This window comes from Bartonella vinsonii subsp. vinsonii, from assembly GCF_902825235.1.
GTDB lineage: Bacteria > Pseudomonadota > Alphaproteobacteria > Rhizobiales > Rhizobiaceae > Bartonella > Bartonella vinsonii.
In genome coordinates, this window is the sequence record NZ_CADEAJ010000011.1 from 1 (window position 1) to 9,166 (window position 9,166).

Genomic DNA, 9,166 nt, shown 5'->3' on the forward strand with positions numbered 1-9,166 from the left:
GTACGGCTTTAGAGTAACGAAAAACGGGTAGGTGGGAGCCTACCCATTCAATAGTCTAAAATCAATACAAGAGGGGATTATAGATGAAAAACGCGATAAATGCAACGGTCGATAAAAATCCTTGGGCGCGACCTAAAATTCAGCCTAATGGAACAGCACAAAACCGCAATAGTGATGATATTGCTTTATGGAATGAGCTTGTGGATGCGGTGAGAACTATAGGCAAAATGAATGATTGGTCGAAAGCAGAGGTGGCGCGGCGCATTGGTATGCCGGATGGGACGTTTTCGCAATGGTATGCGGGGAGTTATGCGGGGCAATTGGGCAAGCAGAATGCGAAGGTTCAACAATGGGTTGAGGTTTTAAAGGAAACGGCGGGGTTTTTGGAGAAGATCCCTGAAAAGCCAGCCTTTCAGAGGAATCGAATTGCCAGTGAGATCATTGACACTTTAACACTGGCACAAAGCACGGGGGATATGGTGATGATTACGCTTGATGCGGGCAGTGGCAAGACGGAAACCTGCCGCCATTACCGCGCAACCCGCCCGCATGTTTATCTGGTGACAGCAAGCCCACATACGCGCAGTGTTCATGGTATTTTGAATGATATGGCGGCAGAATTGGAAGTGGTGGAATATAATCCCACCCGCTTAACGCGTGCTATTGGCAAGAAATTAGAGCGTGTGGGGAGTGGCACGTTGTTGATTGTTGATGAGGCGCAAAATTTAACGGATGAGGCGATTAATCAATTACGCCATTTTGTTGATATCAATGGCACAGGGTTAGCTTTGGTTGGCAATGATGAGATTTCGGGACGTTTGGTACATCGTCAAAATGGACCCTCTTATGCACAAATTAAAAGTCGCTTGGCTATGCACTTGAAACGCCGCAAACCCTATAGTGAAGATATTGCTGCGCGTATCCATGATTGGGGGATTGAAGATGTTGGTGCGATAAAGTTTTTGACAGGGATTGGTTTGAAAGCTGGTGCTTTGCGGCAAATTGACAAGACCATGATGTTGGCAAGCATGGCAGCGCTTGGGGATGGGTGTGAGGTAACGCTTAAACATGTCAAAGCGGCGTGGAAAAACCGTGATGTGGAGGAATTGGCATGATCCCTTTATGCGACAAAGAATTATCCAATACGCTTGTTGGTCTTTATGACGATTATCAACGCGGTTTTGAGATTGGAGAACAGCTTAAACTCTGTGTGGATTTGGCGTTATCCCTTGAGTTGGAATTGAGTATTCACCGTTTAAGTGAAGCAGAGGCGGTTTTAGAGGGCCAAGTGGTGGAAGCTTTGCCCCGTTGCAGAAATCCTTATTCCAAGAGGGATGAGGCAATTGATGCAACCAGTACAGTTATTCATATGGATTTTGGAGGCGAAAAGTTATGAAACGGAACCCTTATATGGTTGGAGATTGCTTGATTGCTTTGCGCTCTGCTTTGTTAAAGCATGAACTGGAAGGCATTTTTTTGAGTGCGAAAGATGTTCGAGAATTGAATGATTATTTACGCCGCTTGGCGGGTTATAACCACATTTTAGGGCATGAACTTTTGCGGTGTCGTTGGCAAATAAAGGCGGGGTACAAACCTTTGTCAGGGGATGTTGTGCCGTTTCGCCGTTTTCAAAAAACATAAGGAGGACTTTTGTGATGAATCAACCAATTGAGCTTGAAGGCACGCGTTATATGAAGGATTCGAAGGGGGCGTTGGTACCGGTAAGTCTGATCCGCCCTGCGGATTTATTAGAGGATGAAACGGTGTGCAAAATTATGGGTTTTGCGAAAGAATTATCGGCAAGGATTGCACGTTTTAATAGTCATACGATTGCAGATTTGAGTGCTTTTGATAGCTTGCTTGCGCAAGAATATGGTGTGGAGAGACGTGGTAAAAAGGGCAATTGTACTTACACAAGTTTTGATGGTTTGCAACGCATTAAGGTGCAAGTGCAAGAGAGCTTTGATTTTGGTCCACAATTGCAAATTGCCAAAAGCATTCTTGATGAATGTTTGAATGAGTGGTCTGCGGATGCGCGCCCTGAAATCCGTGCGATTATTACGCGTGCTTTTAATACGGATAAAGAAGGCAAGGTGAATCGGGGTGAAATCTTTATGCTGTTGCGTTTGGATATTGATGATCCACGCTGGAATGAGGCTATGCGTGCAATTCGTGAAGCCATTCGTGTGACGACATCTAAAGAATATGTGCGCTTTTATGAGCGCGATAGCTTGGAGCATCCTTGGCGCGCTGTGACCATTGATCTGGCGAAGACGTAAGGGGATTTGTGATGAATAAACCAATTGAGCTTAAAGAAACGTATTATAGAAAGGATGCGAAAGGAGCTTTGATGGCGGTAGATATGATCCGCCCTGCGGATTTATTAGAAGATGAAATGGTGCACAAAATTATGAGTTTTGCGAAAGATTTATCGGCACAAATTTCTCATTTTAAGAATGATCCGTTTACAGATTTGAGTGACGTTGATCATCTGGATGATGAAACGGTTAGAAAAATTCTAACACTGGGTACAGAATTATCGTCTAAAATTGCGCATTTTAACTGCCATACGATTGGAGATTTGAGCGACTTTGATGCTATGCTTGCACAAAAGCACAGTGCTTGGTGGCGTGGTAAAAAGGGCAATTGTACTTACACAAGTGTTGATGGTTTGCAGCGCATTGAGATGCAAGTGCAAACAAGTGTTGATTTAGGGTTAGAATTGCGATTTGCTAAACATCTTGTTGAAGAGTGTCTTAATGAGTGGGATGCGGATGAATGTTTAAATAAGTGGGGTGCGGATGCGCGCCCTGAAATCCGTGCGATTATTACGCGTGCTTTTGATTCTGGTAAGGAAGGCAAGGTGGATCGAAGTGAACTCTTTTTGCTGTTGCGTTTGGATATTGATGATCCACGCTGGAATGAGGCTATGCGTGCAATTCGTGAAGCCATTCGTGTGACGACATCTAAAGAATATGTGCGCTTTTATGAGCGCGATACATTGGAGCATCCTTGGCGTCCTGTGATCATTGATGTGGCGAAGACGTGAGGGGTAACATGTCTTTAGCTATCCTTCATATGGGAAAACGCGCGTTAGGTCTTGATGATGAGACCTATCGCGCACTGCTCTATCGCTTGACGGGCAAGCAATCGGCAAAAGATTTGAGTGTTTCAGAGAAGCGTTTAGTTGTCGATGAAATGAAAGCGTGTGGTTTTGAGCCGAGTGTGAAGCTTTTAGAGGGAAAATATGCCAAGAAGCTCCAAGCGCTCTGGATTGCTGGGTGGAATCTTGGCATTATTCGTGATCGTTCAGATAAGGCGTTGCTTGGCTTTGTAAAAAGGCAAACTGGCATTGATCATATTCGCTTTTTGCGGGATGGGGATGACGCGACAAAAGCCATTGAGGCGTTGAAAAATTGGTTGCAACGTGAGGGCGGGGTTGACTGGAAAGGGAAAAAGATTCAAGATTCTTGGCAGAAAATGCTAGGATATTTGATTTTGCGTGCCCAATGGAAGTGTTTGAATCCTCATATTTTGTTTGACCCTGAAACTTTTCATCAAAGTGTTATGGCTGTGAGTGGTAAGGCTTTGGCAGAGATGGATGTTTTGGATTTTAGATGCGTGATGAATGCTTGGGGGCGGAAAATCCGTAAAAGTGTTAAAAGCGAGGGGTAAGCATGCATGCAAGAGGAAATCTATAGCGATTTTCCTGCCTTATTGCGTGAAATAGCTGATGTTGCGGGCAGTGAAGCAGCATGGAATATGATGCGGGCTTTTGGTGGACGAGAAGTTTATATACCCGGGCGTCTTGAGAATGCGGATTGGTTGATTGAAATTGTTGGGTTTGAAGAAGCCGAGCAACTCATCAAGCATTTTTGTTTTAATGGTTCGGGTGTGCGCCTTCTTATCCCTCTTGGCAGAGATGCTGAACGGCGGCAAAAAATGCTAAAAGCGTTGCAACAAGGTTGGTCTGTGGATGCTGCAGCTGCTGTTTCTGGTATGCATGTGCGCACGGCTTATCGCTTGAAGAAGAAGATTTCTTTGCGAGAACCACAAGGTCTCTTATTTCCAGAGTTTTATGAGTATTGAGATCGATGACTGACAGTGTCAGACTTATATTGGGGGGCAGAAATCCAATAAACTGAGAATGGATTTATTCATTCATTGGTTTGTTATGGTTTCGATAGACAGTTCTTTTCTTCATCAGCTCGCTCCTAAATTGCTTCATCATGCGCGCCAAGATTTTATTATCGTTGAAATGGCACGGGCATTGCCTGAAGCTTTGTCTTATGCTGGGATAACGACAGGTTTGCGTATTGCGCATTTTTTAAGCCAATGTGCGCATGAGAGTGATGGCTTTTTTACGGTGTGTGAATATGCCTCAGGGCGTGCTTATGAGGGGCGCAAAGATTTAGGCAATGTTAAGCCAGGGGATGGTGTGCGCTTTAAGGGGCGCGGTTTAATCCAATTAACGGGGCGCAAGAATTATCAACGCTTTACGCAGTTTTGGTGTTCTGTAGATGAACAGGCTGTTGATTGTGAATCTTTTCCAGAAATGGTGGAAAGGTTTCCAGCAGCGCTTTGGTCTGCCATTTGGTTTTGGCAGATGAGAGGCTTGAATAGATTAGCAGATCAAGATGATTTGCTAGGGATTACCAAGGCGATTAATGGTGGGAAAAACGGGCTTGTGCAACGTTTGACCTATTTGAATCGCGCTAAAAAGCTTTTGGGTTTTGGAGGCGAGGTGGGGGTATGAAGCCGTCTTATCGTGGTTCTAGACTCTATTTATGGTGGTCTTTTTGGTTTGCTTGGGGGGTTATTTTTTTGCTTGTTTCTGGTGGTTTGTGGGGGGCACCGCATATTGTTGATATGGCGGGCATTTCTATTCCCTCAATGGTGGCGATTATTGTTGGCAATTTGGGTGTGCACCGCGGCTTTGGTTCGTTGGATTTTTCCAATAGGAAGCATTCCAATAAACGGCATACCAGCTCTTATGATGTGGGAGAGAGCGCGCATTGGGGGGATAAACACCATGTTTAGCCCACTTTCAAAACTGTCTTTTGGTTTGTTGTTTTTGGTCAGTGTGATGTTCGCGGATTTTGGCTTTATGAAAGCGCAAGTTTTAAAGGCGGAAAGAGCGCGTGATTTGTATTGGCAGTTGGAGATTGCCAAGGCTTCTGTACGTGCACAGCTTGAGATGGAGCGACAAAGGCAAGCAGCGTTGGAAGCTGAGCATCGAGCGCAAGGGGTAATTTCGGCTTTGGAACAAAAGCTTACAAAAATGGAGGAGGTCAATGCAGTATTGCCAACTACTGGCTGTGGTATTGAGCTTGAGCGTGTGCGCTTGCTCAACAACCAAACCAAAGGGTAGTTTTGCGTATCATTTTTTATCGGTTGAATTGCCGCCTGTTGTTCGCATGGCGTGTGCCCGCCCAGCTTTATTGCCAGAGCGTGCTTTGAATGCGCGCGAAGTGGTGCACTATTGGGGGCGTGATCGCGCTGCTTTATTGATTTGTGAACAACGCAGAAAAGCTGTGGAGCGGGCGATTTTAGGCAAAAGAGAGGGGATTTCCAAGTGAATTTAGATATCAGTGTTGCGAATGGCTGGTTGTCTTTGCTGTTATCGGTTGTGGCGATTTGTGGGGTTTTGAGAGCCTATTTTTCTTCAGGTTCGCGGGAAATGTTGAAAGATATCATTGTGCTTAAAGAGCGTGTGCAAAAGTTAGAAACGGAGATGGAGTTTTTGCCTGATCGCGATGCGCTGCAAAGATTGGAAGTGAATATGGAGAAATTGAATGGTCGCCTCAATACACTTTCTGCACAGTTGCAACCGGTGGCGGCGATAGGTGAGCGTTTGCAAGAGTTTTTACTGGAGAATGCCAAGAAATGAAAGCAGATATGGATAAAATCATCCGTGAAGAAGCGCGGTTGATTATTTTAAAAGGGCTTGCTTGTGAGCGCAGCGAAACCTTATCGAGTGCGATGATTGAGCGGCTTTTATACAGTTATGGCATCAGACGCGATCGCGATTTTGTGCATAATGAACTGGCTTTTATGGAAGATCAAGGTGCTGTCACACTGAAACAAGTGGATTGCGTTTTGATTGCTGCTCTTACAGAACGAGGGGCGCATCATTTAGATCGGAGCTTTTCCATTGAGGGGATTAAACGGCCCAAACGCACATCAATAAAATATGAGGTGAAGGATGCGCAAGATCGGGCGTGGACGCTTAACGGCGATTGATTTACTGCCGCAAGCTTGTGATCAGATTATTGCCGCGGCTGCTGAGGCTTTAAATGGGCGTGAGAAGACACAAATGGCTATTTATGGTGAGTTTAAAGCGGCTTTGAAGGCTTTACAAAAGGAAACAGGTTTAAGTTTTTCTATTCCCTCTTTTTCTAGTTTTAATCGTTATTCTTTGCGGCTAGCGGTGATGTCAAGGCGCCTAGAACAAACCCGTGAAATTGCAGCAAGCCTTTCCAAGCGCTTTGATGCTAAAGCTTCTGACAATATTACTCTGTTGACAGCTGCGGCGATTAAAGAACTGATTTTTTCGACGCTAAGCAGTGGGAAAAACCTTTCACCAAAGGCAGCACAAGAATTGGCCAATGCGCTCAAAGGGGTTTTGGCGGCTGAACATTTGTCGACCACGAGGCGGCAAAAGTTGGAAAAAGATTTTGCCTCTAAAGCAAATAAAGCGGTTGAGATGGCTGCAGCAGCAGCTGGACTTTCTAAAGAGCGCGCGCGGGCTATTCGTGCGCAAGTGTTGGGGGTAAAAAATGGCTGAACAGCCCCTCTCAAAAAGTCATGTCTTTGATCATCAAAGTGGTTTTGATATTTGGAGGGCAAGCACTTTTCCCCAAGAGCAAGATCCTTTGGCGGATGGCATTTTGATGGCACATCAACGTGCGTGGATTGAAGATAAGGCACCGTTAAAATTGGTTGAAAAGGGGCGGCGGACCGGCATTACTTTTGCGGAAGCTTTGGATGATACCCTTATTGCTGCAGCGACGCGTGAGGCTGGTGGTGATAATGTTTTTTACATTGGAGACACAAAAGAAAAGGGACGTGAATTTATTGGTTATGTGAGCAATTTTTCTTCCGCCATTACCAGCAATAGTGGGGATGTGGAGGAATTTTTATTTTCTGATCAAAGGGCGGATGGGTCCACAAAATATATTTCTGCTTACCGTGTGCGTTTTGCTTCAGGTTTTCGGATTGAGGCGCTTTCTAGCCGCCCTGAAAATATCCGTGGGTTACAAGGTATTGTGGTGATTGACGAGGCAGCGTTTCATCAAGATGTGCGGGCTGTTTTGGATGCGGTCAATGCTTTGTTGATTTGGGGAGGCAAGATCCGTGTGATCTCCACCCATAACGGTGTGTTAAACCCTTTCAATGAATTGATCCGTGAGGCGCGAGCAGGCAAAGTGCCTTTTTCGGTGCATTGTTACCCCTTTGGTGTCGCTGTTAAAAATGGCTTGTTTAAACGAGTTTGTGCCATGAAGGGGGAGGTGTGGAGTTTAGCATCTGAGCAACAATGGGAAGAGCAAATCCGTGCTTCTTATGGGGTGCGTTTGGCTGCTATGCGCCAAGAATTAGATGCCATACCAGCCGATCAAGAAGGGGCGGCTTTAACACGCTTACAGATTGAAAATTGTTGTGCGCCTGATATTGCGGTGTTGCGTTTTTCTTGTGTGGATGATTTTAAAAATCAATCGGATTATCAACGAAGTCAAGCTGTTTTTCATTGGTGTGAGGGGCTCTTAAAGCCTCTTCATATTGGGCTTGATCGGCGGCGCCAACATGTTTTTGGGGTTGATTTTGCTAGGTCTGGTGATGCAACGTCGATTGTGGTGATGGAAATTGGGCAAGATCTGGTGCGCCGTGTCCGGTTTATGGTGGAATTGCGCAATACGCCGTTTGACCAACAAAGAGAGATTTTATTTTATGTGGTGAATGGCTTGCCGCGTTTGTTGGGGGGCGCTTTGGATGCACGGGGCAATGGAGCTTATTTAGCGGAAAAGGCGGCGCAGCGTTATGGGGCTTGCGTGAAGGAAGTTCAATTGTCGCAAAGTTGGTATGGCAAAGAAATGCCGGCTTATTTAGAAGCTTTTGGGGATGGGTCTATTGTTTTGCCGCGCGATAGTGATATTGTTGCGGATCATCAAGCGCTTGCTTATGTCAATGGCATTGTGAAAATTCCAGACAATCATCGTTTTAAAGGCAGTGATGGTTTTATGCGCCATGGTGATAGCGCGATTGCTTGCGCTTTGGCTTATTTTGCCAGCCGCCAAACTCCTGAAATTTATGATTATACACCTGTGAGAGAGGCTTATCGTTTTGATGAAAGCCCACTCTTTTCAACCCCTTTTTTTTCAACAATGCGATCAAAGATTTATTGATGGGATGATGAGATGGTAAAACTTGTAGACCAATGGGGCAGGGCGCTTAATATCAAAGGGCTAGAGCATGAGGTGGCGGCGCCTACCATTGGCGGTGTTCGTGATGTTTGGTCACAAACCATTGTGAGTGGTTTAACCCCTATGCAACTTGCCGATATTTTACAACAAGCAGCACAAGGCACTCCAGAACAGTTTTTTCAACTTGCGGATGATATGGAAGAGCGTGATTTGCATTATCGTGCTGTGCTTGGCATGCGTAAAAATGCACTCACGGGGGTGGAGCCTGGAGTGATTGCCGCAAGCAACAGTGCATTGGATAAAAAGATTGCGGATGCGGTGCGGGAAGTGATTAGTGCACCTACCTTTGTTGATGATTATGTGACGGATTTATTAGATGCTTTGGGAAAAGGCTATGCGATTGTTGAAACCTTGTGGGACAAGAGTGCCAAAGAATGGTGGCCGGTTGCTTGGAAATGGCGTAATCAGCGGTTTTTTCAATTGGACCGGCGGGATGGTTTTCATTTGCGTTTAAAGGAGGAGGGGTCTTTGAATGGCAGTGAATTGCCTGCTTATAAATTTTCCATTCATCGCCCAAAGTTAAAAAGTGGTTTACCTATCCGCACGGGGCTTGCGCGGCTTGCAGCTTGGGCTTTTTTGTTTAAATCTTATACACTGAAAGATTGGATGGCCTTCTTAGAAGTTTACGGCATGCCGTTGCGTGTGGGGAAATATGGTGCGAGCTCTTCTCATGAGGAGAGGCGGGT

16 protein-coding genes are annotated in these 9,166 nt (G+C 45.4%); all 16 read left to right on the top strand.

Annotation, left to right across the window (positions count from 1 at the left end; all coding sequences use genetic code 11):
- Positions 1 to 83: 83 nt before the first annotated feature.
- A complete protein-coding gene (locus J7R12_RS07505; RefSeq protein ID WP_126603261.1) occupies positions 84 to 1,115 on the top strand; it encodes an AAA family ATPase in 1,032 nt (343 codons plus the stop codon).
- Entirely contained in the window at positions 1,112 to 1,396 is a 285-nt protein-coding gene (locus J7R12_RS07510; RefSeq protein WP_126603264.1) for a hypothetical protein, read from the top strand. Before J7R12_RS07505 ends, J7R12_RS07510 begins: the two co-directional genes overlap by 4 nt.
- Positions 1,393 to 1,641, top strand: coding sequence for a hypothetical protein (locus J7R12_RS07515; protein WP_234924858.1), 249 nt, complete (start codon positions 1,393 to 1,395; stop codon positions 1,639 to 1,641). Before J7R12_RS07510 ends, J7R12_RS07515 begins: the two co-directional genes overlap by 4 nt.
- A 14-nt stretch (positions 1,642 to 1,655) precedes the next feature.
- Positions 1,656 to 2,279 carry a DUF3164 family protein gene (locus J7R12_RS07520; protein WP_126603266.1) on the top strand — a complete coding sequence of 208 codons (624 nt, stop codon included), beginning with the start codon at positions 1,656 to 1,658 and terminating at the stop codon, positions 2,277 to 2,279.
- 11 nt (positions 2,280 to 2,290) lie between these two features.
- Positions 2,291 to 3,049, top strand: coding sequence for a DUF3164 family protein (locus J7R12_RS07525; RefSeq protein ID WP_126603268.1), 759 nt, complete (start codon positions 2,291 to 2,293; stop codon positions 3,047 to 3,049).
- An 8-nt stretch (positions 3,050 to 3,057) separates the two neighbouring features.
- Positions 3,058 to 3,675 carry a regulatory protein GemA gene (locus J7R12_RS07530; RefSeq protein ID WP_126603270.1) on the top strand — a complete coding sequence of 206 codons (618 nt, stop codon included), beginning with the start codon at positions 3,058 to 3,060 and terminating at the stop codon, positions 3,673 to 3,675.
- Between the two features lie 6 nt (positions 3,676 to 3,681).
- Positions 3,682 to 4,089, top strand: coding sequence for a helix-turn-helix domain-containing protein (locus J7R12_RS07535; RefSeq protein ID WP_126603272.1), 408 nt, complete (start codon positions 3,682 to 3,684; stop codon positions 4,087 to 4,089).
- Between the two features lie 58 nt (positions 4,090 to 4,147).
- Positions 4,148 to 4,756 carry a glycoside hydrolase family 19 protein gene (locus J7R12_RS07540; RefSeq protein WP_126603274.1) on the top strand — a complete coding sequence of 203 codons (609 nt, stop codon included), beginning with the start codon at positions 4,148 to 4,150 and terminating at the stop codon, positions 4,754 to 4,756.
- Complete coding sequence (locus J7R12_RS07545) at positions 4,753 to 5,040, top strand: hypothetical protein (RefSeq protein ID WP_126603276.1); 288 nt, start codon at positions 4,753 to 4,755, stop codon at positions 5,038 to 5,040. Before J7R12_RS07540 ends, J7R12_RS07545 begins: the two co-directional genes overlap by 4 nt.
- Positions 5,033 to 5,371 (top strand): hypothetical protein, encoded by a 339-nt coding sequence (locus J7R12_RS07550; protein WP_126603278.1) that lies wholly within the window; start codon positions 5,033 to 5,035, stop codon positions 5,369 to 5,371. Before J7R12_RS07545 ends, J7R12_RS07550 begins: the two co-directional genes overlap by 8 nt.
- Positions 5,337 to 5,579, top strand: coding sequence for a hypothetical protein (locus tag J7R12_RS07555; RefSeq protein ID WP_164713730.1), 243 nt, complete (start codon positions 5,337 to 5,339; stop codon positions 5,577 to 5,579). The genes J7R12_RS07550 and J7R12_RS07555 overlap by 35 nt, the downstream gene beginning before the upstream one ends.
- Complete coding sequence (locus J7R12_RS07560) at positions 5,576 to 5,890, top strand: DUF2730 family protein (RefSeq protein WP_126603282.1); 315 nt, start codon at positions 5,576 to 5,578, stop codon at positions 5,888 to 5,890. Before J7R12_RS07555 ends, J7R12_RS07560 begins: the two co-directional genes overlap by 4 nt.
- Positions 5,887 to 6,243 carry a VpaChn25_0724 family phage protein gene (locus J7R12_RS07565; protein ID WP_126603284.1) on the top strand — a complete coding sequence of 119 codons (357 nt, stop codon included), beginning with the start codon at positions 5,887 to 5,889 and terminating at the stop codon, positions 6,241 to 6,243. Before J7R12_RS07560 ends, J7R12_RS07565 begins: the two co-directional genes overlap by 4 nt.
- A complete protein-coding gene (locus J7R12_RS07570) occupies positions 6,206 to 6,787 on the top strand; it encodes a phage protein Gp27 family protein (RefSeq protein ID WP_126603286.1) in 582 nt (193 codons plus the stop codon). Before J7R12_RS07565 ends, J7R12_RS07570 begins: the two co-directional genes overlap by 38 nt.
- Positions 6,780 to 8,402 (top strand): hypothetical protein, encoded by a 1,623-nt coding sequence (locus tag J7R12_RS07575; protein WP_126603288.1) that lies wholly within the window; start codon positions 6,780 to 6,782, stop codon positions 8,400 to 8,402. The genes J7R12_RS07570 and J7R12_RS07575 overlap by 8 nt, the downstream gene beginning before the upstream one ends.
- Before the next feature lie 12 nt (positions 8,403 to 8,414).
- Positions 8,415 to 9,166 (top strand): phage portal protein family protein (locus J7R12_RS07580; protein ID WP_208439045.1); only part of this gene is annotated, 752 nt, incomplete at its 3' end.

Excerpts from the sequence above, each read along its gene's own strand:
- J7R12_RS07570 (WP_126603286.1), top strand. The coding sequence starts at position 6,206 with ATGCGCAAGATCGGGCGTGGACGCTTAACGGCGATTGATTTACTGCCG.
- J7R12_RS07520 (WP_126603266.1), top strand. The coding sequence starts at position 1,656 with ATGAATCAACCAATTGAGCTTGAAGGCACGCGTTATATGAAGGATTCG.
- J7R12_RS07545 (WP_126603276.1), top strand. The coding sequence starts at position 4,753 with ATGAAGCCGTCTTATCGTGGTTCTAGACTCTATTTATGGTGGTCTTTT.
- J7R12_RS07540 (WP_126603274.1), top strand. The coding sequence starts at position 4,148 with ATGGATTTATTCATTCATTGGTTTGTTATGGTTTCGATAGACAGTTCT.
- J7R12_RS07530 (WP_126603270.1), top strand. The coding sequence starts at position 3,058 with ATGTCTTTAGCTATCCTTCATATGGGAAAACGCGCGTTAGGTCTTGAT.
- J7R12_RS07505 (WP_126603261.1), top strand. The coding sequence starts at position 84 with ATGAAAAACGCGATAAATGCAACGGTCGATAAAAATCCTTGGGCGCGA.
- J7R12_RS07525 (WP_126603268.1), top strand. The coding sequence starts at position 2,291 with ATGAATAAACCAATTGAGCTTAAAGAAACGTATTATAGAAAGGATGCG.
- J7R12_RS07515 (WP_234924858.1), top strand. The coding sequence starts at position 1,393 with ATGAAACGGAACCCTTATATGGTTGGAGATTGCTTGATTGCTTTGCGC.
- J7R12_RS07510 (WP_126603264.1), top strand. The coding sequence starts at position 1,112 with ATGATCCCTTTATGCGACAAAGAATTATCCAATACGCTTGTTGGTCTT.
- J7R12_RS07575 (WP_126603288.1), top strand. The coding sequence starts at position 6,780 with ATGGCTGAACAGCCCCTCTCAAAAAGTCATGTCTTTGATCATCAAAGT.
- J7R12_RS07535 (WP_126603272.1), top strand. The coding sequence starts at position 3,682 with ATGCAAGAGGAAATCTATAGCGATTTTCCTGCCTTATTGCGTGAAATA.
- J7R12_RS07550 (WP_126603278.1), top strand. The coding sequence starts at position 5,033 with ATGTTTAGCCCACTTTCAAAACTGTCTTTTGGTTTGTTGTTTTTGGTC.
- J7R12_RS07565 (WP_126603284.1), top strand. The coding sequence starts at position 5,887 with ATGAAAGCAGATATGGATAAAATCATCCGTGAAGAAGCGCGGTTGATT.